The following is a 21,950-nucleotide window of genomic DNA, read 5'->3' as shown; positions in this document are numbered from 1 at the left end:
CGACAGGGCGACGGCGGGTGCGGAAGCAGCCGAGGCGGGCGACAGGGCGACGGCGGGTGCGGAAGCAGCCGAGGCGGGCGACAGGGCGACGGCGGGTGCGGAAGCAGCCGAGGCGGGCGACAGGGCGACGGCGGGCAGCACGCTCCACAAGCCGGCCAGCAGGGCGAGCACGGCGGCCACCGGCCGACGCCTGCGCGGCCCCCGCCCGTGGGGTGGGGCCGGCCGCGTGGTCCGCGCCGAGGCCGTGAGGCTCATCGTTCCGCTCCTGCCGTCGCCTCGGCCAGCGCCTCTGCCAGCGGACGTTCCCCCTGCCTGCGACGGGCCGGTTTCCCGGGCTCCGCCCCCGGCCGGACCCGGCGGCGGAGCGCGTACGTTCCCGCTGCCGCCGCCGCGAGCAGGGCGCCCGCTCCGGCGGCGACCGGGCCCGGGGCGAGGAGGACCGCCTCGGCCCGGGCGGTCGCGGGCGGAGCGCCGGGGGCCGTGGCGCGCAGCTCGACCGTGACCGAGTCGAGGGCGGGAGGGTCGGGCCAGGGCTCGGTGCGGGTGACCCGTTCGCCGGGGCGCAGGGTGACGGGCAGAGCGCGGGAGGGGCGGTCGAGGACGGTGCCGAAGACCCCGTCGGCACGCACCGAGAGGCGTGGGGCGAGGGCCGTGTTGCCCCGGTTGACCAGGGTGTAGCGGACGGTTCCCGCGCCGTCGATCCGTACGTCCTCGACGGTGAGGGCCGCCAGGCTCGGCCCGCTCACCCGCAGATGGACCGGGACGCGCGCCTCCCGGCCGCCGGCCGCGGCGAGGACCTCGCCCCGGTGCTCCCCGGGCGAGGTGTCGGCCGTGACCGTGACGGTGAACGGCACGTCGGCGCGGGTCCGCGCCGGAACCGTGACGGATCGCGCGGCGAACGCGAAAGGGGCGGCTCCCCGGCCGCTCAGCCGTACCGTGAGCGGTTCCGGGCCGGGATTCGTCACGGACAGGGTGTCCTGCAGCACGCTCCCGGCCGCGCCCTCCAGGTAGACGTACGGCCGCCGCTCGGCCGGCGCGGCCGTCCATCCAGGCGGGGGCGCCGCCGCCACGGCGCCCAGCAGCGCGGCGACGGCGGCCCCCGCCCCGGCCCTTACGCCCCGCATCAGCGCGCCGTGCGCCGCGTGAGCCAGAGCATCCCGGCCGCGCCGGTCAGCAGAACCGTGCCGCCGAGGGTGCCGAGCGCGGTGGCGGAGTCGAGCGGGCCGGTCCTGGGCAGTTCGCCGCCACCGGAGGAGCCGGTTCCCGAGCCGCCGGAATCGCCGGAGCCGGTGCCACCAGAGCTCTGGTCGCTGGACCCGCCCGCGGCCGTGACCTCCAGCTCCAGTGAGGGCTTCGGGTTGTTCTTCGGTGTGCAGACGGCGGCGTCCATGCCGAGGGCGTGGACGGTGAGCACCCCGGCGGTGAAGGTGACCTTGCCGCTCTTCCTCGGGGTGTACGTACCCGTCAACTGCCCGATCCTGATAGGGGTGTCGGGAGGGATCGCGGCGGTGTTCGGAACTCCCTTGACCTTGATCGTGCCCGTGTCCGCGCCGCCGAGAACAAGCTCGGCGCGTGGGGTCATGACGCCCTTGGGGAGCTCGACCGGGCTGTCGGAGACGCCCTTCTCGAAGGACATGGTGATCGTGTAGGAACCGCCGTTCTCGACGGCCTTGATGTCGACGGGCGAGACCGCGCCCTTGGGCCCGATCTTGGTCTCGCAGGCGTAGTCCACGTCGACGACGGCGGCCTGTGCGGCGGGAGCGGAGGCCAGCACCGCCGAGCCCGCCGCCGCGACCGCCAGCGCGAAAGCTGTTCTCCTCCGGTACGGCACCCCAAGCACCCCTTACCGCAAAGTTGCTGACGGCACATCAGATTGGGCGTCAAGGTACGCCGGGGGCGTTGCGGAGGGAAGACAAAGGGAAGGGGGAAGTGCGGGGGAGGTCGCCCTACGCGGGCGCGGCCAGTTCCGCCCAGACCGTCTTGCCCGGGGCGCCGGGTGTGCGCTCGATGCCCCAGTCGAGGCAGAGCCGCTGCACGATGAACATGCCGTGTCCGCCGGGCCGTCCGGCCCGGTGCGGGGTGCGCGGCGCGGGCTGGCCGGCGCCGCGGTCGACGACCTCCAGACGCAGCACCTTCGCGCGGCGCCGGACGCTCAGCGACTCGGGGCCCTCGGCGTGCAGGCAGGCGTTGGTGACCAGTTCGGAGACGACGAGCAGGACGTCCTCGGCGGCGGCCCTGGCCTCGGCGGTGGCGGCGGGCAGCCAGCCCCAGTCGTAGAGCGCGGTCCGGGTGAAGTCGCGGGCGAGCGGGACGGTGCCACTGGCGGCGCCGAGCGAGAGGGTCCGTACGTCGAGGTCGGGACCGGGAGCCGCGGCATCGGCCGCACCCACCGCATCGGCGACATCGGCACCGGAACGCGCGCCGGCGGAGGCTGCACCCGCGCCGTGGCTCGTGGCCTCCTCGACCTCCCCGCCACCGGCAGCAGTGTCCATCAGCGCTTCACCTCACCGATTCAACCGATTCACCAGACAAAAGGACGAAACCTGGGCTCTTCTGCCCGGCCATTCCCACACGACACCCGTCACTCGTCGGGGAGGGCCGCCGCGAGAGAGTCGTGCACGGTGAAGACGACGTCCGCACCGGTGATCTCGAAGACCCGCGCCACCACCGGCCGCATCCCGGTCAGGTGGACCCCTCCCCCGGCGGCATCGGCCTTCAGCCGGGCACCCAGCAGGACGTTGAGCCCGGTGGAATCACAGAAATCAAGGCGTGAGCAGTCGACCACGAGCCGTGAGCGCCCCGCGTCGAGCGCCTCGTCGAGTGGCGCACGCAACAGGTCGGCGGTGTGGTGATCGAGCTCACCCACCGGAGTGAGGATCTCGGTCGCCCCCACGGTCCGGACCTCGACCCGCAGCCGTCCTGACTGCGTGCTGCCGACGTTCTGGCGGTCCATTCCCGTGCCTCTTCTCGCTCTCACGAATGGCGGTTGACGTCGACGAACCATACAAGGTTCGCGCCCTCTACGGCAGTCGGACTCCGCAACATAAATGCACAAAGCGGACAATTGACACTTGCAACGATCGCCGCCGAGACGATAGGGCTAGAGGAAACATCCGACACGGCCGGCTTTGGAGGCGCCGCAAACCGCAGCAAGAAGGAACGATGGAGGAGACCATGTCACCCCGGCTCGACGCTCCGCGTCCCCACCACGCGTCGTCGACAACAACTCCGCCCCCCACCCACGAGCTCGGTCTCGACCTTCCCGAGATCCCGCCCTTCGACCAGGTCCAGGCCCTGGACGCCCGGGCGCTCTCGAAGACCCTGTTCGCCCGCCTCGACGACCTCGAAGAGGGCACGCACGAGTACGCGTACGTCCGCAACACCCTCGTCGAGCTCAACCTCGCCCTGGTCAAGTTCGCCGCCTCCCGTTTCCGCTCCCGCAGCGAGCCGATGGAGGACATCATCCAGGTCGGCACGATCGGCCTGATCAAGGCGATCGACCGGTTCGAACTCTCGCGGGGCGTCGAGTTCCCCACCTTCGCGATGCCGACGATCATCGGCGAGATCAAGCGCTTCTTCCGCGACACGTCGTGGTCGGTGCGCGTCCCGCGACGGCTCCAGGAGCTCCGCCTCGACCTCGCCAAGGCCGGCGACGAGCTGGCCCAGCGGCTCGACCGCACGCCGACCGTCGGCGAACTCGCCGCGGAGCTCGACCTGAGCCGCGACGAGGTCGTCGAGGGCATGACGGCGAGCAACGCGTACACCGCGAGCTCGCTGGACGCCCAGCCGGAGGACGACGACGGCGAGGGCGCGCTCGCCGACCGGATCGGCTACGAGGACCACGGCCTGGAGGGCATCGAGTACGTCGAGTCCCTCAAGCCGATGATCGCCTCGCTGCCGGCCCGCGAGCGGCGCATCCTCTCACTGCGCTTCGTCGCCGGCCTCACCCAGTCGGAGATCGGCGAGGAGCTCGGCATCTCCCAGATGCACGTCTCCCGGCTGCTCACCCGCACGCTCGGCAGGCTGCGCAAGGGACTGACGCTGGACGAGTGACCCCGGCGGTCCCCCGAAGGCTTGAGGAAAGGGCTCGTCCGTCCCGGACGGGCCCTTCCGCGTCAGCCGGTGAGCCGTACGCGCGCGGTGACCGGGTAGTGGTCGGACCGGCCGGCGTCGGCCGTGACGTCGCACGCGGTCAGCCCGGCGGCGGGGGCGGCTCCGCAGCGACGACCAAGCCGTTGGCCTCGGAGCGCAGCGCGTAGGTGTGCCCGGCCGTCGGCGGCGGGGCCTCGGCCGCGTGGGTGTGATGGGCCGGCAGGGTCACCCCTGTGAACAAGAGGGCGCAGAGCGCGGCGAGTTGGCGGGGACCGGCGCTCCGGCCGGCCCGGCACGGAGTGCCGTTGCTACTGCTGTGCCCACCATGTCCCCGCCGCCCCGCCGGGCGCGGTGACCAGGGCGACGAGCCATCCGGCGATGCGCTGGATGATCAAGTGCAGCCCTCCCGCGCGGAGTTCGAACGCGGGGCGACTCGTGGTACTTGAGTCCATGGGCCGAGTCGTAGTCATAGTTCGCAGTCCTCTCGCTGGGCTTCAGCCATGCGGCTTGCACGTCCTCTGGCTCCTGTCGCGCGCCGTTGCGTGACCTCGATCGAAGAAAGGACCCAACGCCACGACGTGACGGGGGTGTCCGGCTTGTTCGACGCTATGCCGCGATGTGAGATGTGCGGGCCGGTATCAGACACGGCGCATCGTGTACGGCGAGTTCACGCACCGCGAGCAGCAAGTACTTCAAGCAGCGGTGGTGTGTTCCAAGCCTCTCTCAGAGGTCTTCGACGTCCCGTCGGGTTATCGCGCTGATCACGGGAGAAGCGTATCGCTCCCGCCCCCCGCTCCGTCTTGGTCCGTATACAAAAGCGGAGGTGGAAGTTTGACGTTATGGAGGGCGCGTCCGACGTACAAGGTCGTCGGTCTCACGCGCCCCGCCCGTGCCGGTGTGCAAGTGGTAACGCTGGATTCGGCACAGGGTTAGGGGTACGTACACGCGCAAGCCGCCGCACTTTCGCGGTCGCAAGGCGGCATGGGCCAGACGCGGGTCGCGCTCGGGAGGGTCCCGGAGGGCCGCGATCCGGTGGGGTGTGACTCGGGCGGGAGGGGCCCGGGCGGGAGGGACGCGGCGATCCACGACGTCCCGTAGAAGGACCTTGGGGAAGAACCCTTCCACCCAAACCCGGCACCCTCACACGTTCGGGTGACAAGGTGGCAGAACGCGCGGACGGCACGGTACGGTCGCGCCAATTCACATGCCCCATAAAAGATTTCGGCCCTCGGCGGGACTGGCATCCCGGTCGAGGGCCTGATCACCCAGGAAGAAGAGACCTTCCCGATGACTGACACGCAGTTTAGCGCGGCCGTGTCCGCGTACGCCGGAGTCACGCACATCCGGCATCGCCACGACGAGAAGTTCACCGTCGTCGGCAACCACCTCGCCCAGCACAAGGACCTGTCCGCCTGCGCGATCGGGCTCGGGGTGTACATCCAGTCCCTGCCCTACGGTGCGCTCGTCGGCATCAAGGTGCTGGCCGCGCGGTTCCCCGAGGGCGAGGCGCGGATCGCCAACGCGCTCAGGGAGCTGGAGGCGGCTGGGTATCTGAAGCGGAAGGTCGAGCGCGCGGCGGGGGCGAGGCTCGCGACGCGGACGTACTGGTACGAGAATCCGCACCGGGTGGATCTGGTGAAGCGTCGCCACACCGTCCCGGGACGGGTCCGTGCCGCCCCCGACGCCGCCGTACCTACCGTCACCGACACCGCCGGACCCGTACACGCCGCGGAAGCGCCCCCGCTCGCCGAGGAGTTGCGGCCCGCCGCCTCGCTGCTGGCCGGACTGCGGCAGGCCGACCCCCGGCTGCTGCTGTCCGAGAACGACGTCCGGTGCCTGGCCCCGGCGGTACGCACCTGGCTGGAACGAGGAGTGGAGGCCCCCGCCGTGGTGCGCACCCTCGCGGGTCAGTTGCCGCCGGGGACGATCCGCTGGCCCGCCCGGCTGCTCGCCCACCGCCTGCGGGAGTGGCTGCCGCCCGCGCTGCCGGCCGCACTGCCGGCCGCGTCACCGCCCGGGCCGACCGGGCCGCTGCCGATGCAGACCTGCGAAGGCTGCGACCGGGCCTTCCGGGCGGCGGCGCCGGGCAAGTGCCGGGACTGCCGGGAGCCCCGGGGCGGTCAGACGCCGGACCGCGAGCCGGTCGGGACGCCTCGGTGCCAGACCTCGGAGACCAGGGGGACGCCCGGGCGGTAGGCGAGGTGGACGTGGGAGGGGGCGTCCAGGATCGCCAGGTCCGCGTAGGCGCCCGGGGAGAGGCGGCCGATGTCGGTGCGGCGCAGCGCGGCCGCGCCGCCCGCCGTGGCGGACCAGAGCGCCTCGTCCGGGGTCATGCGCATGTCCCGTACGGCCAGGGCGATGCAGAAGGGGACGGAGGAGGTGAAGGACGAGCCGGGGTTGCAGTCCGTGGACAGGGCGACCGTCACGCCCGCGTCGAGGAGGCGGCGGGCGTCCGGCCACTGGGCGCGGGTGGAGAACTCGGCGCCCGGGAGGAGAGTCGCGACCGTGTCGCCCGAGGCGAGCGCGTCGACGTCGGCGTCGGTCAGGTGGGTGCAGTGGTCGGCGCTGGCCGCGTCCAGTTCGACGGCGAGCTGGACACCGGGGCCGTACGAAAGCTGGTTGGCGTGCACGCGGGGGTGCAGGCCCTTGGCCTTTCCGGCGGTGAGGATCGCCCGCGCCTGGTCCCCGTCGAAGGCGCCCTTCTCGCAGAAGACGTCGATCCAACGGGCGTACGGGGCGCAGGCGTCCAGCATGTCGCCGGTGACGAGGTCGACGTAGGCGGCCGGGTCGTCGGCGTAGTCCGGGGAGACGATGTGCGCGCCGAGGTAGGTGACCTCGTCGGTGTGGGCGGCGGCGATCCGCAGGGCGCGGGCCTCGTCCTCGACGGTGAGGCCGTAGCCGGACTTGGTCTCGAAGGTGGTGGTGCCCTGGCGGAGGGCCTCGCGCATGTAACGGGCGACGTTCGCCGAGAGGGCCTCGTCGCTCGCCGCCCGCGTCGCCGCCACGGTCGTACGGATGCCGCCGGCCGCGTACGGCTGCCCGGACATCCGGGCGTTGAACTCGGCCGTGCGGTCGCCCGCGAAGACCAGGTGCGAGTGGGAGTCCACGAAGCCGGGGATCACCGCCCGGCCGCCCGCGTCGACCCGGTTGTCAGTGGCGGGTGCTTCTCTTGATTCACCGACCCAGACGACGCGGTCGCCGTCGATGACGACTGCCGCGTCCCGGATCAGACCGAGGGCGGTGCCATCACCGAGGGAGGGATCGTTGGTGACCAGGCTGGCGATGTTGACGATGGCGGTGGCCGCGGTCGCCACGGGGCTGTTCGTGCTCGTGGGGGCGGAGGTCGCCGCGGGGCTGTTCGTCGCCGCAGGGCCGGTGTTCATGGTGAGGGGTGTCTCCTTCAGCCGCGCAGGGCGGCGATCGAGTCGGCGAGGGCCCGGGGCACGTCCGGCACCGAGTGGTGGACCCCGTCCCGTACGACATGGCGGCCGCCCACGACCGTGTGCCGGACGTCCGCGGCCGACGCGGCGAATACCGCCGTCTCGGCTGCCAGACGCGGCAGCGGTCCCGCTGTCCTGACGGAGTCGAGCGCGATCGTCGTGAAGTCGGCGAGGGCGCCCTCCTCCAGTCGGCCCGCCGCGCCCCAGCCGAGGGACGCGTGGCCGTCTGCGGTGGCGGCCCGGAGCAGGGCCGCGGCCGTCCAGTGGCCTCGGGTGCGCGAGCGCAGGCGCTCGTTCAGCTCCATGGCGCGCGCCTCCTCCAGGAGGTCGACGACGGCGTGGCTGTCGCTGCCGAGCGACAGCGGGGAGCCGGCCCGCTGGAGTGCGACGGCCGGGCCGATGCCGTCCGCGAGGTCGCGCTCGGTCGTCGGGCACATGCAGGTGCCGGTCGTCGAGGAGCCGATCAGCGCGATGTCGGTGTCCGTGAGGTGGGTGTTGTGGACGCCGGTCGTCAGCGGGCCGAGCACGCCGTGGTCCGCGAGGAGCTGGGTGGGGGTGCGGCCGTGGGCGGCGAGGCAGGCGTCGTTCTCGGCCGTCTGCTCCGAGAGGTGGACGTGCAGCGGCGCGCCCCGCTCCCGGGCCCAGGTCGCGACGGTGGCCAGCTGGTCGGCCGGGACCGCCCGTACGGAGTGGATCGCCGCCCCGATCCGTACGCCGTCGCGCTCCTTGAGCGCCGACACGCGCTCCGCCCAGGCGTCCGCCGTGCCGTCGGTGAAGCGGAGCTGGTGCTGTTCGGGTGCGGCGCCGAAGCCGGAGGAGAGGTAGGCGGTGTCGAGGAGGGTGATGCGGATACCGGCCTCGGCCGCCGCCGCGATGAGCGCCTCGCCCATCGCGTTGGGGTCGGCGTAGGGGGTGCCGCCGGGGGCGTGGTGGAGGTAGTGGAACTCACCGACGGAGGTGATGCCGGCGAGCGCCATCTCGGCGTACACGGCCCGCGCGAGGGCGTGGTACGTCTCGGGGGTGAGCCGGGAGGCGACCTGGTACATGACCTCGCGCCAGGTCCAGAAGGTGCCGGAGCCGACCTGGACCGTGCCGCGAAGGGCCCGGTGGAAGGCGTGCGAGTGGGCGTTGGCCAGGCCGGGGATCGTCAGGCCGCGCAGGACGACGGCGCCGGGGGGCGGGGTGGCGACCTCCCTGTGTACGGCGGTGACGCTGCCGTCCGCGACGGTCAGGGCGACGCCCGGTTCGACGTTCGGGTCGAGCCAGGCGTGTTCGAGCCAGTACGTCGTCACCTGCACGCCAGCCCTTCCAGTACGTCGGCGAGTGCGAGGACCCCGGCCACGCAGTCGTCCTCGGCGGCGTACTCGGCCGGGGAGTGCGAGACGCCGGTGGGGTTCCGTACGAACAGCATGGCGGTCGGGACCGAGCCGGAGAGGATTCCGGCGTCGTGTCCCGCGCCCGTGCCGAGGACCGGGGTCTTCTCGCCGAGGATCCCGGCCAGCTCGTCCCTGAGGGTGTGGGCGAACTCCACGACCGGGGTGAAGGACTCCCGTACGACGGTGAGGTCGATGCCCTGGCGTGCGGCGTGGTCGCGGGCGGCCGTCTCGATGCCCGCGATCACCGTGTCGAGCGCGTGCTGGTCGGCCGCGCGGGCGTCGAGCCAGCCGCGGACCAGGGACGGGATGGCGTTGACGCCGTTCGGCTCCACCGCGATCTTGCCGAAGGTGGCGACGGCGCCGGCGAGCTCGGCCTCGCGGCGGGCGGCCAGGACCGTCTCGGCGTAGGTCAGCATCGGGTCGCGGCGGTCGACGAGGCGGGTGGTGCCGGCGTGGTTGGCCTCGCCCGCGAAGTCGTACCGCCAGCGGCCGTGGGGCCAGATCGCGGAGGCGATGCCGACGGCGTCGCCCGACAGGTCCAGGGCGCGGCCCTGCTCGACGTGGAGTTCGACGAAGGCGCCGATCCGGGCGAGGCGCTCGGGGTCGGGGCCGATGGCGTCCGGGTCGTAGCCGGCGGCCTCCATCGCCTGCGGGAGCGTGATCCCGTCGGCGTCGCGGAGCTCGTAGGCCTTGTCCTTGGTGAGCTGTCCGGCGGTGAGCCGGGAGCCGACGCAGGCGAGGCCGAAGCGGGCGCCCTCCTCGTCACCGAAGTTGGTGATGGCGAGGGGGCGGGTGAACCGGACGCCCCTGCGGCGGAGTTCGTCGAGGGCGGCGAAGGCGGAGACGATGCCGAGGGGGCCGTCGAAGGCGCCGCCGTCGGGTACCGAGTCCAGGTGGGAACCGGTGACGACGGCGTCTCCGGCGGCGGGGTCGCCGAGCCAGGCCCACTGGTTGCCGTTGCGGTCGACCTCGTAGTTCAGGCGGCGCGCCTCGGCCTGCATCCGGAACCAGAGCCGGCAGTCGGCGTCGGCACCGGTCCAGGCGTAGCGGCGGTAGCCGCCCGAGGCGTCGCTGCGGCCGATCGGCCGCAGCGACCGCCACATGGCGTGGAAGCTGTCGCTCACGCGGAGCCTTCCTCGCGCATGGGTACACGCACGCCCTTGTCGTCCGCGACCTGCTCCGCGATGTCGTAGCCCGCGTCGACGTGGCGGATGACGCCCATGCCCGGGTCGTTGGTCAGGACGCGGCGGATCTTCTCGCCGGCCAGCGCGGTGCCGTCGGCGACCGTGACCTGGCCGGCGTGGATGGAGCGGCCCATGCCGACGCCGCCGCCGTGGTGCAGCGAGACCCATGAGGCGCCCGAGGCGACGTTGACCATGGCGTTGAGGAGCGGCCAGTCGGCGATGGCGTCGGAGCCGTCGAGCATCGCCTCGGTCTCGCGGTACGGGGAGGCCACCGAGCCGCAGTCGAGGTGGTCGCGGCCGATCGCGAGCGGGGCCGCGAGTTCGCCGCTCGCCACCATGTCGTTGAAGCGCTCGCCCGCGCGGTCGCGCTCGCCGTAGCCGAGCCAGCAGATCCGGGCCGGCAGGCCCTGGAAGTGGACCCGCTCGCCGGCCATCTTGATCCAGCGGTGGAGGGACTCGTTCTCGGGGAACAGCTCCAGCATCGCCTTGTCGGTCTTGGCGATGTCCGACGCCTCTCCCGACAGGGCCGCCCAGCGGAAGGGGCCCTTGCCCTCGCAGAACAGCGGACGGATGTACGCCGGTACGAAGCCGGGGAAGGCGAAGGCCCGGTCGTATCCGGCCAGTTGCGCCTCGCCGCGGATGGAGTTGCCGTAGTCGAAGACCTCGGCGCCCGCGTCCATGAAGCCGACCATGGCCTCGACGTGCCGGGCCATGGACTCGCGGGCCCGGGTGGTGAAGCCGGCCGGGTCCTTCGCCGCGTACGTCGCCATGTCGTCGAAGTCGACGCCCACCGGCAGGTAGGAGAGCGGGTCGTGGGCCGAGGTCTGGTCGGTGACGATGTCGATCGGGGCGCCCTCGGCGAGCATGCGCGGCAGCAGCTCGGCCGCGTTGCCGAGCAGGCCGATGGAGAGCGGCTTGCGGGCGTCGCGGGCCTCGACGGCGAGCTGGAGGGCGTGCTCCAGGCTGTCGGCCTTGACGTCGAGGTAGCGGTGCTCGATGCGCCGCTCGATCGCGCGCGGGTCGACGTCGATACAGATCGCGACGCCGTCGTTCATCGTGACGGCGAGCGGCTGGGCGCCGCCCATGCCGCCGAGACCGGCGGTCAGCGTGATCGTGCCGGCCAGCGTGCCGCCGAACTTCTTCGCCGCGACGGCCGCGAAGGTCTCGTAGGTGCCCTGAAGGATGCCCTGGGTGCCGATGTAGATCCAGGAACCGGCCGTCATCTGGCCGTACATGGTCAGGCCCAGCTGCTCCAGGCGGCGGAACTCCTCCCAGTTCGCCCAGTCGCCGACCAGGTTGGAGTTGGCGATGAGCACGCGCGGCGCCCACTCGTGCGTCTGCATGACGCCGACCGGGCGGCCCGACTGGACGAGCATCGTCTCGTCCTGCTTGAGGGTCCTCAGCGTGCGCACCATGGCGTCGAAGGAGCGCCAGTCACGCGCGGCCTTCCCCGTGCCGCCGTAGACGACGAGCTTGTCGGGGTGCTCGGCGACCTCGGGATCGAGGTTGTTCTGCAGCATTCGGAGGGCGGCCTCCTGCTGCCATCCCAGGGTGCTCAGTTCCGTACCGCGCGGGGCCCGTACGGGGCGGGGTCCTGACATTGGGGATGCCTCCTCCGGCACAACTCCGACGAACTGCGATGTGAATCGGTTATTCACATCTTGGACCGCTGAATACTTGTAGTCAACAGCTGCGACGGCATACCGCCCGCCACCACCCGGTGATGGGATGGACCCATGGCTTCCCACCGTCGCGATCAGGCCGTCCGAGCCGCCGTCGAACAAGGCCTCCTCTCCCCCGACCGGCCCGTCGTCGCCCTCCTCGACACCGCCGGCGTCCGCGCCTCGGCCGCCGCCCTCCGCTCCGCCTTCGCCGCCGTCACCGACGCCCCCGTCCTGCACGCCTTCGCAGTGAAGGCCGCCCCCCTCGTCCCGGTGCTGCGCCTGCTGTACGAGGCGGGGCTCGGCGCCGAGGTCGCGAGCCCCGGCGAGCTGGCCCTGGCCCGCGCGGCCGGGGTTCCCCCGTCCCGTACCGTCCTCGACTCCCCCGCCAAGACCCCCGCCGAACTGCGGCAGGCCCTGGCCCTGGGGATCGCGGTCAACGCCGACAACCCCCAGGAGCTGGCCCGGCTCGACACGCTCGTCGCCTCGGCCCCGACCGCGAGCCCGATCGGGCTGCGGGTGAACCCGCAGATCGGCGCCGGCTCGATCGGCGCCCTGTCCACCGCGACCGCCACCTCGAAGTTCGGGGTCGCGCTGCGGGACGAGGGCGCGCGCGAGTCCGTCGTCCAGGCCTACCTCGAACGGCCGTGGCTGACCCGGCTGCACACCCACACCGGCTCCCAGGGCGTCCCGCTCGCCCTGATGGCCGAGGGGGTCGCCGCCGCCTACGCCCTCGCCGAGGAGATCAACACCAAGGCCGGACGGCAGCAGATCGACACGCTCGACATCGGCGGCGGGCTGCCGGTGAACTTCGACTCCGACGACGAGACCCCGACCTACGCCGAGTACGCCCGGCTGCTCGCCGCGACCGCCCCCGGTCTCTTCGACGGGCGCTACGCCCTGGTGACCGAGTTCGGCCGGTCGCTGCTGGCCAAGCACGGCACGATCCTGGCCCGCGTCGAGTACACCAAGACCTCCGGCGGCCGCCCGATCGCCGTCACCCACGCCGGGGTCCAGGTCGCCACCCGGACCGTCTACGCCCCCGAGTCATGGCCGCTGCGCATCCTCGCGTACGACGCCGACGGCCGGCCCCGCACCGGTCCCGAGATCCCGCAGGACGTCGTCCAGGACGTGGCCGGACCCGCCTGCTTCACGGGCGACATGCTCGCCACCGCCCGCGCGCTGCCGCTGCTCCGGCCGGACGACATCGTCGCCGTACCGGACACCGGCGCCTACTACTTCGCCCACCACTACGCGTACAACAGCCTGCCCCGGCCCGGCATCCACGGCTTCACCGTCACCGACGCGGGAGGCGTCGCCTTCGCGACCGTGCGCCGGCCTCAGACGCTCGACGAGATCGTCGCCGAGTCGGGCGGCGGCCTCGCCGACGCGTTGCTGGACTGACACACCGGTGGTTCCGTGGAGCCATGGCTACCAAGAGCGTCGTCGTCGAGCGCCGGATCCGGGCCACTCCCGGCCCCGTCTGGGAGACGATGACGGACCTGAAGGACATGGAGCGGATCCTCACCGGCGTCGACCGGGTCGAGGTGCTCACCGAGGGTGCGTTCGGGGTCGGCACCCGCTGGCGCGAGACCCGCCGGATGTTCGGCAAGGAAGCCACGGAGGAGATGACCGTGACCGAGAGCGTGCCGCCCGAGCGGTACGTCACGGTGGCCGACTCCCACGGCATGCGCTACGTCTCGGAGATCGCCCTGCGCCCGGACGGGTCCGACGCGACGACCGTACGGATGACGTTCTCGGCCCGCCCGGCCGACGGCCGCGCCACGGGCCTGCTGACCAGGCTCCTCGGCGGCCTCGGGGTCAGGGCGGTGAGCCGGGCGCTCGCCAGGGACCTCGACGACGTCGCCGCCTCGGTGGAGCGCCGCGGCTGAGCCCGTGCGTCCGGGTCCGTGCGCCCGGGCCGGTACGTCCGTACACCCGAGCTCCGTACGTCCGTTCGCCCGTACGAGTGACAGCGCGGCGGGCATCAGGCTGGTGCCGCCGGGGCAGGGACCTTTCCGTCGGCAAACGGGAAAGGGGTCTCCATGGCCACATCCGCGTCCACCACCGAGCCCGCAGAGCCCGCGCAGCCGCCGCTCAAGCGGGCCATCGGACCCAAGCTCCTCATCCTCTTCGTCATCGGCGACATCCTGGGCACCGGCATCTACGCCACCACCGGCAAGGTCGCGGGGAAGGTCGGCGGCGCGCTCTGGCTGCCGTTCGCGATCGGCTTCGTCGTCGCCCTGCTGACCGCCGCCTCGTACGTGGAGCTCGTCGGCAAGTACCCCAAGGCGGCCGGCGCCGCGCTCTACACGCAGAAGGCGTTCAAGGTCCCCTTCCTCACCTTCATCGTGGCGTTCATGGTGATGTGCTCGGGGCTCTCCTCGGCGAGCGCGGCGGCCCGGGCGTTCAGCGGGGACTACTTCCAGGAGTTCACGGACGCGATCCCGCCCACCCTCATCGCGATCGCCTTCATCGTCGCCCTCGCCTCCCTCGCGCTGCGCGGGGTCTCGGAGTCCGTGAAGACGAACGTCGTCCTCACCCTCGTCGAGCTGACCGGCCTCCTGATCATCCTCGCGATCGGCGCCTGGGCCGTGGTCACGGGCGACGGAGAACCGTCCCGGCTGGGCGAGTTCGAGGCGTCCGGCACCGGATTCGCCCTGATGACCAGTGTGCTCGGAGCCACCGCGCTCGGCTTCTTCGCCTTCGTCGGCTTCGAGGACTCGGTCAACATGGCGGAGGAGACCCAGGATCCGGTCCGCACCTTCCCCCGTGCCATCTTCACCGGCGTCGCCGTCACCGGCACCGTCTACGTCCTCGTCGCCCTGGTCTCCTCCCTGCTCGTGGACCACGGCACCCTGGAGAGGTCCAGCGGTCCGCTCCTGGAGGTCGTCAAGGCGGGCGGGGTCGACTTCCCGCCGAAGCTCTTCGCGCTCATCGCCCTGTTCGCGGTCACCAACTCCGCGCTCATCAACATCATGATGGCCTCCCGGCTCTGCTACGGCCTCGCCAACGAGAAGGTCCTGCCGCGCGCGATGGGCAAGGTCCTGAAGAACCGCCGTACGCCTCTCACCGGAACCGTCTTCGTCACCCTCCTCGCCATCGGCCTGGTGTCCACGGGCGAGATCGAGGGCCTCGGCGACACCACCGCGTTCCTCCTGCTGTGCGTCTTCGCCGTGGTCAACATCGCCGTCCTCGTCCTGCGCAAGGACCGGGTGGAGCACGCCCACTTCCGCACGCCGACGGTGCTTCCGGTGCTCGGTGCGATCACCGCCGTGATCCTGGCCAGCCCGCTCGCGGACCGTGCGGCGGACGTGTACATCCGGGCCGGGGTGCTGCTCGCCATCGGTATCGGCCTGTGGGCGGTCAACAAGGCCGTGCTGCGGATGCGCCGGGAGGACTGACGGCCGAGGACTGAAAGCGGAGGACTGAGGTCCGGGTCTGATCGACTGGCATGTTCCGATGGAAAATGCCAGAACTCCTGACGGTGGGCACGACGTTGAGTAACGTCACCGTCACTGCCGTACGCCCGCGCGCCGCATCGGGAGGGGAGTCCGCGTGCCCGGAATCGACGAGTGCCTGCGGGAGGCCATGGCCGTGCCGGGTGCGCGGGGAGCCTCCCTGGTCGACTGGACCAGCGGGCTGGCTCTCGGCACGGCGGGCGAATCGCCGGTCGGCGACCACGAGACGACCGCCGCCGAGACGGCCGAACTGGCCCGCGCGGCGGCGGAGTACGACTCCTTCACGGCCGGAGGCAAGGAGCCCGCGGAGTCGGCGCAGTCGGCGGAGTCCTTATCGAAGGGGCCACCCGTCGAGGACCTGATCGTCACCACCCGCGGCGGCTATCACCTCCTCCGCTTCGTCGAGACGGCCTTCGACAGCAGCGTCTTCCTGCACCTGTGGCTGGATCGCGACACCGGGAACCTGGCCCTCGCCCGGATCCGGCTGCGCGACCTCGCCGAGAGGCTGGTCCTCGGATGACGGTCTCCCCGATGCTCACCCGCCTCGCCGCCGAACGCGCCACCGGCGCCCTGCTGCGCGACCACGGCACGCTCTACCTCGTCGACGGCCGGGTGGTGCACGCCGAGAGCCCCTCCGCACCCGGACTCGACGTCCTCCTCACCGCCGGCGGCAGGCTGCCCCGCGAGGGCTGGGACGAGGCGGTGGACCGGGCCGGGGCCCGGCAGGCGGTGGGCCGGTTCCTGGTCGACAGCGGCCGCCTGGGCGACGGCGAACTGGAGATCTGCCATCTGGAGGCCGTCTTCGACGCGGCGTTCTTCGCCCTCTCGCCCGCCGCGGGCCCGACCCGCTTCCGGTACGGCGTGAGCCACTGGCTCGGCACGGTGCGGCCGGTCTCCGCCGAGGCCGTCGAGCGCGAGACCGTACGCCGCCGGGAACTCCTCGACAGCGTCTGGCCGTACGACGCCGTGGACACCGCCCCGGTACGGCCCCGCGCCCCCGCTCCCGGTCAGACGGCGAGCTCGCGGCAGCGGTCCCTGCTGGCCGCCGCCGACGGAGCCCGTACCCCCGCGGACATCGCGCGGCTGCTCGGCCGCCCGGCCTTCCACACCCTCCTCGACGTACGCCGTCTCGCGGCCGCCGGCCTCGTCGAGACCCCGCCCGACCCCCTGCCGGCCGCCCCGCCCGCCGCGCCCCCCTGGGCCGGCGAGGCCACGGCGGAACCGGACATCGCCCTGCTGCGCCGGCTCCGTGACGCCCTGGAGGCAAGTCCGTGATGCGACGCGCCCTGCGCCTGCGCGCCGAGAGGAGACAACTGATGTCGGCGGAAGCCGAGGTACTCGCCGAGCTGAGACGGCTGCGGGCCCGGCTGCCCCAGCTGACCGGGGCGCTGGCGGCCAGCGCCGACGGCCTGGTCCTCGCCCAGGACACGGTCGGCACCGAGTCGGAGGCCATGGCCGCGCTGACCGCGGCGGCCCTGGGCGTCGGCCGGCGGCTGACCGAGTCCACGGGGCAGGGCGGCTTCCGCGAACTGCTGGTACGGGGCGAGCTCGGCTATGTCGCCACGTACGCGGCGGGCGGCTCGGCCGTCCTCACGCTGCTCGCCGAGCCACGCGTCAACGTGGGCCGGCTCCATCTGGAGGCCCGTCGGTCGAGCGCCCGGATAGGCGAGCTCGTCGACGGGGCGCTGGACCGCACGGACCTGAACTGACCCCCGCACGCCCCACCCCACCACCCCACGCACCAAGACGAGAAGGAAGTGCGACACCCATGGCGAACACCGAAACGGCCCTCAAGGAAGCCGCCTCGATCGACGGTGCCATCGGCGCCGCGCTGGTCGACTACACCAGCGGTATGGCCCTCGGAACGATCGGCGGCGGCAAGGGGCTCGACCTGAACGTGGCGGCCGCGGGCAACACGGACGTGGTGCGCGCCAAGGTCCGGGCGATGGAGATGCTGGGCCTCGACGACGAGATCGAGGACATCCTCATCACCCTCGGCGGGCAGTACCACCTGATCCGGCTGCTCAAGGGACGCGGCGCCGCCGGCCTGTTCCTGTACCTGGCGCTGGACAAGGAGCGCGCGAACCTGGCGATGGCCCGCCACCGGCTGAAGGGGATCGAGGCGGAGCTGGAGATCTGACCGCCTCGCCCGCCGGACCCGCACGACGGGCGCGCGGCTCACTCGACGAACAGGCCCCGCGTCGCCGCCTTGGTGTCGAACTCCTCCAGGCGGGCCTGGGCGTCGGGCAGTTCGTCCGCCATCGCCTCCAGGAGCACCCGGCCGAGAAGCATCGGCGCACAGGCCGTGTCGAAGGCGAGCCCGGTGCCGACGGCGGCCGGGATCAGCAGGTCGCTGTGGGCGGCCACGGGCGCGAACGCGGACTCGGCGACGGTCACGACGGTCAGCCCCGCCTTCCGCGCGTACTCCAGGGTCTCCACGACCTCGCGGGGATGGCGGGGCAGCGCGAAGCAGAGCAGGGCGGTGGCGCCGGCCCGTACGGCGGCGTCGATGCGGTCGGTGAGCATCGAGCCGCCCTCGTCGAGGAGGCGCACGTCCGGGTGGACCTTGGCGGCGAAGTACGCGAAGCCGCGGGCCTGCGAGGAGGCGGCGCGCAGCCCGAGCACGGGCAGCGGCCGGGAGGCGGCGAGGATGCGTCCGGCGCGCTCGACGGGCGCCGGGTCGGCGAGCAGCTCGGCGAGATGGCGCAGGTTCTCGATCTCGGCCAGGACGGCCTGCTGGTACTCGTTGTGCTCGCTGCCCTCCCCCGCCGTCTTCTCGGCGGGCGCGACCTCGCGCAGATGACGGCGCAGGGCGGGGTAGCCGTCGAAGCCGAGGGCGACGGCGAAGCGGGTGACGGAGGGCTGGCTGACGCCGGCGAGCTCGGCGAGCTCCACGCTGGACAGGAAAGGCACGTCGGCGGCCCTGCGCACCATGCAGTGCGCGATCCGCCGCTGTGTCGGTGTCAGCCGGTGCCCCTCGAAGAGCGCCTGCAGCCGGCCGGCCGGGCCATCGCTCATGCCGTCCCCCTCTCGCCTATTCATGCACTAAGAACTCTGCATGAGGATATGCAGTGAGGCAACGGCGGAGTGACCCCGCGCTGTGGCTGATTCTTTTCCCTCGTCGCCGGGTCCGGCGACCCTGCCCGGACAGAGCGTTGACACGCTGCCATGCCCTGGTCAAGATTGGCGCCCATGGCCACGGGCATGAGCCTTTCCGGGCGCCACTGTGTCGACCTCGCGCGACGGAGCGGCGCCGTCTGTCCGCGTGTGCCGCTCTGACGGCGGGCAGGCCGGCGCCCTCCCCCGGCTCCCCCCACATCGCCGCGCGCCCGGCCCACCAGGCCCTTTCGCGTCCGCGCGGTCAGCACCGCCCACCCACGTTCAGCACCCCCTCCCTATCCAGGAGCGAACGTCAGATGCGCGATCACACCCCCACAGCCGTGCGTGACCTGCCCGGGCTGACCACGACCCTGGTCGAGATCTCTCGACAGCTGCACGCCCAGGTCAGCGAGGTGGCGATGGCGCCGCCGGTCCGGCCGGAGGAGAACGGGTCCCTCGTCTATCTGGAGGGCCTGCCGGAGATCAACAACGCCATCCGGGCCGCCGTCGACGGCGCCCGCACCCAGATACTCACCGCGCAGCCCGACGGGCCGCGCACCAAGTCCGTACTGACCGCGGCCCTGGAGACGGTCCGCGCCCAGCTCGACGCCGGGGTCGCCAACCGCACGCTCTACCAGCACAGCGCCCGCTTCGACGAGGCGACCAAGGAGTACGTGCGCCAGGTCACCGAGTACGGCGCGGAGGTGCGCACGCTGCCCGAGTTCTTCGAGCGGCTCATCATCGTGGACGGCACGGTCGCCTTCATCCCGGGCCGCGGCGACCGGACCAGGGCCCTGCGGATCACCGAACCCTCGATGGTGCGTTTCCTCCAGGACGTCTTCGAGCGGTCGTGGGACCGGGCCGAGGCGTACCCCTTCGTGCCGGCCCGTTCGGTGGAGGCGGCCCCCGAGGTGATCCCCTCCCTGCACGAGTCCATCAAGCAGCTCCTCATCGCCGGCCATTCCGACCGGGCCATCGCCCGCCGCCTCGGGATCAGCGAACGCTCGCTGCAGACCCATGTGGGGCGGATCAAGGCCCACTACGGGGCGGAGAACCGGCTGCAGTTGGGGTACCTGCTCGGACGGGCCGCCACCTGATCCCGGTGGTACCGGTGTGCGGCACGCCCTCCCGGGAGTGCCGCACACCGCTCATCTCCTCGTCCGCCGACGGGTGGGATCCGGCCCGTCGCCTCGCGGAGCTACGCCGCCCGGTCGGCCTCCTCCAGGAGTACGGCGAACCGGCGCCGGGCCGCGATCACATGGTCGACCAGGACCCGCATCGCCTCGGCGGTGACGTCCCCGCCCTCCGGGCCGGGCGGCTCCACCGTCACCTGCCAGCTGTCCCACCAGGTGCCCCCCGCAGCGCTGTCCTGGCCGCGCTCGCGGAAGACCGCCTCGAAGGTGAGGTGGAGACCGGCGGGTACGGCGGTGCGGAGGCGGATGTTGATGTCGGCCTCGGGCAGCCGCAGCTGGACACGGTTGCGGACGAAGGAGGAGCCGACCAGGTCGGGGAGGCGTCCGTCCCACACGGCCGGGGCGAGCCGGGCGGCCAGCCCCTCCACCCGGAAGCCGCCGCGGATCACGCCGCGCCTCCCGCCGACTTCGCCCCGCTCCCGCGCCGGGTCGAGTTGCGGGCCGCCTCGCGCAGCACGGCGAGGTAGAACGCCGGGTAGCTGCGCTCGACATGGGCGGCGAGACGGCTGACCTCGTCGTGCCGCTCGCGCAGCCGGTTGATCGCCACCGTCATCACCGCATGGTGCTCGACGTGCAGGTTGTTGCCGTTGGTGTACCAGGTGCTGAACCAACTGCCCTTGATGGACCTGGTGTTGCGCAGTACGTCGGTGGTCTCCGTGTCGCACAGGATGTGCTCGGGCAGCTCCAGGAAGAAGTGCATGGGGGCCGCCACGAGCAGCGGAAGCACCCACAGTTCCAGGACCGGCCCGCCGTATCCGGCGACCGAGAGCGCCACGGCGGCGAGGATGGGCACCACCATCCACCGGTACTCCGCGACGACCTCGCGGCGCCGGCGGTCGGAGATCTCCCCGGCGTCGTACTGCCAGCTCCCCCGCCAGCTGCGCCCGATCTCGCGGGCGATCGTGACGAGCCGACCGTAGTCGAAGGCTCCGCGCAGCAGCATGCCCCAGGTGAGCGGGGCGCGCGTGTCGAAGCCGAAGAACTCCGAGTCCTGCGGGGTGCCCAGGTGCTTGTGGTGCTGCAGGTGGCGTACGCGGTAGTGGGTGTACGACACCAGCAGGGGCAGGCCGAGCGGCACACCGACCAGGCGGTGCGGCCGGGCCGAGGTGAAGGCGCTGTGGTGCAGGCACTGGTGCTGGAGCTCCACCATGTGCGTGTAGACGGCCGCCAGCAGCACGATCCCGGCCGCCGAGAGCAGCAGCCCGTCGCGCAGGGCGAGGTAGACGCCGGCGGCTATCAGGGCGGCGGCGACCAGGAGCTTGCCGATGAAGACGGTCTGGTCGTGGCGGGTCACCCGGGCCCGGGCGAAGAGCAGCACCGGCTCGACGGTGTCCGGGCTCTGTCTCGGCGGCTGGTTCGGGGTGGGCGCGGGTGCGGGCGGTGCCTGGTCCGGTTCGATCGTGGAGCTCTGCGGTTTCTCCGCTGTGGTCATCGGTTCCCCCTCGTGTCCCCTGCCGGCCCGGTCAGCGCAGTTCCTTCATGGCGTCCCAGATCCGGGCGTAGTAGCCGTTGGCCACCCGCACCCGGGTCAGGACACCGAGGGAGATCTCGCGCAGCAGCTCCGGGGAGTGGTCCACGAGCGGGACGAAGACGCCCTCGAACCACTCGGCGCCGTGGTCGGCGTCCACGTGGACGTGGATGCGCTGGTAGTCGATGACGTCCGCGGGGACGCCGAGGCGGAGGCAGCCGTCGACCATCGCCTGGAAGCGGGGCGAGGCGCTCTGCTCCAGGACGCCCATGGCGCCGAGCGCGCGCGGGTTGAGGTGGCGGTGGATGCCGTACTGGAGGAGCAGCGCGGCGTTCTCGTACGCCTCGGGGAAGTGCAGGTTGGCGTAGTCGACGCCGGACTTGTCGAGGTGGGCGCGCATGTAGCGGGCGGAGTGCTCGAACATGCGCGTGTGCACCTGCTCGATGTTGCCCTCGCCCATCTCGTCCCAGTAGTTCTCGGCGATGGTGAGCTTGGTGTGGCCCTGGGTGCCGATCTGCACCAGCGCCATCAGGTCGTCGAACTTGCTGTCCACCAGCTCCTCGCCCATGAAGAACAGGGCGATCTCGTCGAGGGTGGCCTCCTCGGCGAGGTAGGTGCAGAACTCGGGCTGGGTGTGCCGGTCGGCCGTCGTGAGGAACCAGTCGCGGAACTCGGCGCCGGTGGCGGGCAGGTCCTCGCGGTCGACCTGGCGGTCCTCCCAGGCCAGCCAGGCGTCCTCGATGGCCGTGATGGCGGGGTCGTGGTTCAGGCGCGGGATGACGGAGAACTCCTCCGGGCCGCCCATGTAGGCCACGTAATGGGCGTGCAGCCGGCGGAGCAGTTTCAGGCGGATTTCCCGGTCGTGGGGCCCGGAGGCCGGGAACGCGATCTCGATGTCCCGTGCGAGGGAATCGGATCCGGTGTCCTGCGCGACGGCGAATGCGGTAGCCATGACCAAGGTCCTTTCTCGGCTTTC

General features: G+C 72.3%; 25 protein-coding genes. 10 read left to right on the top strand and 15 right to left on the bottom strand.

Annotation, left to right across the window (positions count from 1 at the left end; all coding sequences use genetic code 11):
- The 5 genes from ACIRB4_RS21675 to ACIRB4_RS21655 all read right to left on the bottom strand — a co-directional run.
- Positions 1 to 255 (bottom strand): hypothetical protein (locus ACIRB4_RS21675; protein ID WP_403293478.1); only part of this gene is annotated, 255 nt, incomplete at its 3' end.
- Positions 252 to 1,124 (bottom strand): hypothetical protein, encoded by an 873-nt coding sequence (locus ACIRB4_RS21670; RefSeq protein WP_403293476.1) that lies wholly within the window; start codon positions 1,122 to 1,124, stop codon positions 252 to 254. The genes ACIRB4_RS21675 and ACIRB4_RS21670, both read right to left, overlap by 4 nt.
- On the bottom strand, positions 1,124 to 1,831 hold the full coding sequence (locus tag ACIRB4_RS21665; RefSeq protein ID WP_403293475.1) for a peptidase: 708 nt from the start codon (positions 1,829 to 1,831) through the stop codon (positions 1,124 to 1,126). Before ACIRB4_RS21665 ends, ACIRB4_RS21670 begins: the two co-directional genes overlap by 1 nt.
- A 115-nt stretch (positions 1,832 to 1,946) precedes the next feature.
- Complete coding sequence (locus tag ACIRB4_RS21660; protein ID WP_403293474.1) at positions 1,947 to 2,492, bottom strand: ATP-binding protein; 546 nt, start codon at positions 2,490 to 2,492, stop codon at positions 1,947 to 1,949.
- Between the two features lie 89 nt (positions 2,493 to 2,581).
- Positions 2,582 to 2,953: an STAS domain-containing protein gene (locus ACIRB4_RS21655; RefSeq protein ID WP_403293473.1), complete on the bottom strand. Its 372-nt coding sequence runs from the start codon at positions 2,951 to 2,953 to the stop codon at positions 2,582 to 2,584.
- A 209-nt stretch (positions 2,954 to 3,162) separates the two neighbouring features.
- Here ACIRB4_RS21655 and ACIRB4_RS21650 point away from each other — a divergent pair, with 209 nt between their 5' ends.
- On the top strand, positions 3,163 to 4,053 hold the full coding sequence (locus ACIRB4_RS21650) for an RNA polymerase sigma factor SigF (RefSeq protein WP_403293470.1): 891 nt from the start codon (positions 3,163 to 3,165) through the stop codon (positions 4,051 to 4,053).
- A gap of 139 nt (positions 4,054 to 4,192) precedes the next feature.
- On the opposite strand, the gene ACIRB4_RS21645 is transcribed toward ACIRB4_RS21650, so the two are convergent.
- On the bottom strand, positions 4,193 to 4,321 hold the full coding sequence (locus ACIRB4_RS21645; protein ID WP_403293468.1) for a hypothetical protein: 129 nt from the start codon (positions 4,319 to 4,321) through the stop codon (positions 4,193 to 4,195).
- Positions 4,322 to 4,400: 79 nt separating this feature from the next.
- Positions 4,401 to 4,544 carry a hypothetical protein gene (locus ACIRB4_RS21640; RefSeq protein WP_403293467.1) on the bottom strand — a complete coding sequence of 48 codons (144 nt, stop codon included), beginning with the start codon at positions 4,542 to 4,544 and terminating at the stop codon, positions 4,401 to 4,403.
- Positions 4,545 to 5,379: 835 nt separating this feature from the next.
- Between ACIRB4_RS21640 and ACIRB4_RS21635 the strand changes: the two genes are divergently transcribed.
- Positions 5,380 to 6,288: a helix-turn-helix domain-containing protein gene (locus tag ACIRB4_RS21635; protein WP_403293466.1), complete on the top strand. Its 909-nt coding sequence runs from the start codon at positions 5,380 to 5,382 to the stop codon at positions 6,286 to 6,288.
- Here the strand turns inward: ACIRB4_RS21635 and hutI are convergent.
- Genes hutI through hutU form a run of 4 tightly spaced genes read right to left on the bottom strand, consistent with a single transcriptional unit; the run spans position 6,213 to position 11,693 of the window.
- The gene (hutI, locus tag ACIRB4_RS21630) at positions 6,213 to 7,475 is read right to left on the bottom strand and encodes an imidazolonepropionase (protein WP_403293464.1); all 1,263 of its coding nucleotides are present in this window, start codon (positions 7,473 to 7,475) and stop codon (positions 6,213 to 6,215) included. The genes ACIRB4_RS21635 and hutI overlap by 76 nt on opposite strands.
- Before the next feature lie 17 nt (positions 7,476 to 7,492).
- On the bottom strand, positions 7,493 to 8,830 hold the full coding sequence (locus tag ACIRB4_RS21625; protein WP_403293463.1) for a formimidoylglutamate deiminase: 1,338 nt from the start codon (positions 8,828 to 8,830) through the stop codon (positions 7,493 to 7,495).
- Positions 8,821 to 10,011, bottom strand: a complete 1,191-nt coding sequence (locus ACIRB4_RS21620) for an allantoate amidohydrolase (RefSeq protein ID WP_403293517.1) — start codon at positions 10,009 to 10,011, stop codon at positions 8,821 to 8,823. Before ACIRB4_RS21620 ends, ACIRB4_RS21625 begins: the two co-directional genes overlap by 10 nt.
- A gap of 17 nt (positions 10,012 to 10,028) precedes the next feature.
- Positions 10,029 to 11,693 (bottom strand): urocanate hydratase, encoded by a 1,665-nt coding sequence (hutU, locus tag ACIRB4_RS21615; RefSeq protein WP_403293461.1) that lies wholly within the window; start codon positions 11,691 to 11,693, stop codon positions 10,029 to 10,031.
- A gap of 135 nt (positions 11,694 to 11,828) precedes the next feature.
- On the opposite strand from hutU, the gene ACIRB4_RS21610 reads away from it, so the two are divergent.
- The 7 genes from ACIRB4_RS21610 (at position 11,829) to ACIRB4_RS21580 (ending at position 17,354) form a co-directional block, all read left to right on the top strand.
- Complete coding sequence (locus ACIRB4_RS21610; protein WP_403293459.1) at positions 11,829 to 13,157, top strand: diaminopimelate decarboxylase; 1,329 nt, start codon at positions 11,829 to 11,831, stop codon at positions 13,155 to 13,157.
- Between the two features lie 23 nt (positions 13,158 to 13,180).
- A complete protein-coding gene (locus tag ACIRB4_RS21605; RefSeq protein ID WP_403293457.1) occupies positions 13,181 to 13,645 on the top strand; it encodes an SRPBCC family protein in 465 nt (154 codons plus the stop codon).
- A gap of 153 nt (positions 13,646 to 13,798) precedes the next feature.
- Positions 13,799 to 15,157: an APC family permease gene (locus ACIRB4_RS21600; protein ID WP_403293455.1), complete on the top strand. Its 1,359-nt coding sequence runs from the start codon at positions 13,799 to 13,801 to the stop codon at positions 15,155 to 15,157.
- A gap of 154 nt (positions 15,158 to 15,311) precedes the next feature.
- Positions 15,312 to 15,734, top strand: coding sequence for a hypothetical protein (locus tag ACIRB4_RS21595; protein WP_403293453.1), 423 nt, complete (start codon positions 15,312 to 15,314; stop codon positions 15,732 to 15,734).
- On the top strand, positions 15,731 to 16,489 hold the full coding sequence (locus ACIRB4_RS21590) for a transcriptional regulator (protein WP_403293452.1): 759 nt from the start codon (positions 15,731 to 15,733) through the stop codon (positions 16,487 to 16,489). The genes ACIRB4_RS21595 and ACIRB4_RS21590 overlap by 4 nt, the downstream gene beginning before the upstream one ends.
- Complete coding sequence (locus ACIRB4_RS21585; RefSeq protein ID WP_403293515.1) at positions 16,489 to 16,923, top strand: roadblock/LC7 domain-containing protein; 435 nt, start codon at positions 16,489 to 16,491, stop codon at positions 16,921 to 16,923. Before ACIRB4_RS21590 ends, ACIRB4_RS21585 begins: the two co-directional genes overlap by 1 nt.
- 59 nt (positions 16,924 to 16,982) lie before the next feature.
- Positions 16,983 to 17,354 (top strand): hypothetical protein, encoded by a 372-nt coding sequence (locus ACIRB4_RS21580; RefSeq protein ID WP_403293450.1) that lies wholly within the window; start codon positions 16,983 to 16,985, stop codon positions 17,352 to 17,354.
- A gap of 38 nt (positions 17,355 to 17,392) precedes the next feature.
- Here ACIRB4_RS21580 and ACIRB4_RS21575 read toward each other — a convergent pair whose 3' ends face one another.
- The gene (locus tag ACIRB4_RS21575) at positions 17,393 to 18,232 is read right to left on the bottom strand and encodes a MurR/RpiR family transcriptional regulator (RefSeq protein WP_403293448.1); all 840 of its coding nucleotides are present in this window, start codon (positions 18,230 to 18,232) and stop codon (positions 17,393 to 17,395) included.
- 398 nt (positions 18,233 to 18,630) lie between these two features.
- Here ACIRB4_RS21575 and ACIRB4_RS21570 point away from each other — a divergent pair, with 398 nt between their 5' ends.
- Positions 18,631 to 19,410: a LuxR C-terminal-related transcriptional regulator gene (locus ACIRB4_RS21570; RefSeq protein ID WP_403293447.1), complete on the top strand. Its 780-nt coding sequence runs from the start codon at positions 18,631 to 18,633 to the stop codon at positions 19,408 to 19,410.
- Positions 19,411 to 19,511: 101 nt separating this feature from the next.
- On the opposite strand, the gene ACIRB4_RS21565 is transcribed toward ACIRB4_RS21570, so the two are convergent.
- Genes ACIRB4_RS21565 through ACIRB4_RS21555 form a run of 3 tightly spaced genes read right to left on the bottom strand, consistent with a single transcriptional unit; the run spans position 19,512 to position 21,926 of the window.
- The gene (locus tag ACIRB4_RS21565; protein WP_403293446.1) at positions 19,512 to 19,895 is read right to left on the bottom strand and encodes a hypothetical protein; all 384 of its coding nucleotides are present in this window, start codon (positions 19,893 to 19,895) and stop codon (positions 19,512 to 19,514) included.
- The gene (locus tag ACIRB4_RS21560) at positions 19,892 to 20,938 is read right to left on the bottom strand and encodes a fatty acid desaturase family protein (protein ID WP_403293445.1); all 1,047 of its coding nucleotides are present in this window, start codon (positions 20,936 to 20,938) and stop codon (positions 19,892 to 19,894) included. The genes ACIRB4_RS21565 and ACIRB4_RS21560 overlap by 4 nt, the downstream gene beginning before the upstream one ends.
- Before the next feature lie 31 nt (positions 20,939 to 20,969).
- On the bottom strand, positions 20,970 to 21,926 hold the full coding sequence (locus tag ACIRB4_RS21555; RefSeq protein ID WP_403293443.1) for an iron-containing redox enzyme family protein: 957 nt from the start codon (positions 21,924 to 21,926) through the stop codon (positions 20,970 to 20,972).
- Between the last annotated feature and the right edge of the window lie 24 nt (positions 21,927 to 21,950).

The organism is Streptomyces sp. NPDC093600, from assembly GCF_044764755.1.
Taxonomy (GTDB): Bacteria; Actinomycetota; Actinomycetes; order Streptomycetales; family Streptomycetaceae; genus Streptomyces.
Note: the sequence above shows the minus strand (reverse complement) of the source record. Positions and strands in the feature narration are given on the sequence as shown.

What these genes read in the sequence shown, in the direction of transcription:
- ACIRB4_RS21570 (WP_403293447.1), top strand. Translation starts at nt 18,631, where the DNA reads ATGCGCGATCACACCCCCACAGCCGTGCGTGACCTGCCCGGGCTGACC.
- ACIRB4_RS21580 (WP_403293450.1), top strand. Translation starts at nt 16,983, where the DNA reads ATGGCGAACACCGAAACGGCCCTCAAGGAAGCCGCCTCGATCGACGGT.
- ACIRB4_RS21610 (WP_403293459.1), top strand. Translation starts at nt 11,829, where the DNA reads ATGGCTTCCCACCGTCGCGATCAGGCCGTCCGAGCCGCCGTCGAACAA.
- ACIRB4_RS21635 (WP_403293466.1), top strand. Translation starts at nt 5,380, where the DNA reads ATGACTGACACGCAGTTTAGCGCGGCCGTGTCCGCGTACGCCGGAGTC.
- ACIRB4_RS21555 (WP_403293443.1), bottom strand. Translation starts at nt 21,926, where the DNA reads ATGGCTACCGCATTCGCCGTCGCGCAGGACACCGGATCCGATTCCCTC.
- hutU (WP_403293461.1), bottom strand. Translation starts at nt 11,693, where the DNA reads ATGTCAGGACCCCGCCCCGTACGGGCCCCGCGCGGTACGGAACTGAGC.
- ACIRB4_RS21560 (WP_403293445.1), bottom strand. Translation starts at nt 20,938, where the DNA reads ATGACCACAGCGGAGAAACCGCAGAGCTCCACGATCGAACCGGACCAG.
- ACIRB4_RS21640 (WP_403293467.1), bottom strand. Translation starts at nt 4,544, where the DNA reads ATGGACTCAAGTACCACGAGTCGCCCCGCGTTCGAACTCCGCGCGGGA.
- ACIRB4_RS21620 (WP_403293517.1), bottom strand. Translation starts at nt 10,011, where the DNA reads ATGTGGCGGTCGCTGCGGCCGATCGGCCGCAGCGACGCCTCGGGCGGC.
- ACIRB4_RS21600 (WP_403293455.1), top strand. Translation starts at nt 13,799, where the DNA reads ATGGCCACATCCGCGTCCACCACCGAGCCCGCAGAGCCCGCGCAGCCG.
- ACIRB4_RS21590 (WP_403293452.1), top strand. Translation starts at nt 15,731, where the DNA reads ATGACGGTCTCCCCGATGCTCACCCGCCTCGCCGCCGAACGCGCCACC.
- hutI (WP_403293464.1), bottom strand. Translation starts at nt 7,475, where the DNA reads ATGAACACCGGCCCTGCGGCGACGAACAGCCCCGCGGCGACCTCCGCC.
- ACIRB4_RS21670 (WP_403293476.1), bottom strand. Translation starts at nt 1,124, where the DNA reads ATGCGGGGCGTAAGGGCCGGGGCGGGGGCCGCCGTCGCCGCGCTGCTG.
- ACIRB4_RS21660 (WP_403293474.1), bottom strand. Translation starts at nt 2,492, where the DNA reads ATGGACACTGCTGCCGGTGGCGGGGAGGTCGAGGAGGCCACGAGCCAC.
- ACIRB4_RS21585 (WP_403293515.1), top strand. Translation starts at nt 16,489, where the DNA reads ATGCGACGCGCCCTGCGCCTGCGCGCCGAGAGGAGACAACTGATGTCG.
- ACIRB4_RS21605 (WP_403293457.1), top strand. Translation starts at nt 13,181, where the DNA reads ATGGCTACCAAGAGCGTCGTCGTCGAGCGCCGGATCCGGGCCACTCCC.
- ACIRB4_RS21650 (WP_403293470.1), top strand. Translation starts at nt 3,163, where the DNA reads ATGGAGGAGACCATGTCACCCCGGCTCGACGCTCCGCGTCCCCACCAC.
- ACIRB4_RS21575 (WP_403293448.1), bottom strand. Translation starts at nt 18,232, where the DNA reads ATGAGCGATGGCCCGGCCGGCCGGCTGCAGGCGCTCTTCGAGGGGCAC.
- ACIRB4_RS21655 (WP_403293473.1), bottom strand. Translation starts at nt 2,953, where the DNA reads ATGGACCGCCAGAACGTCGGCAGCACGCAGTCAGGACGGCTGCGGGTC.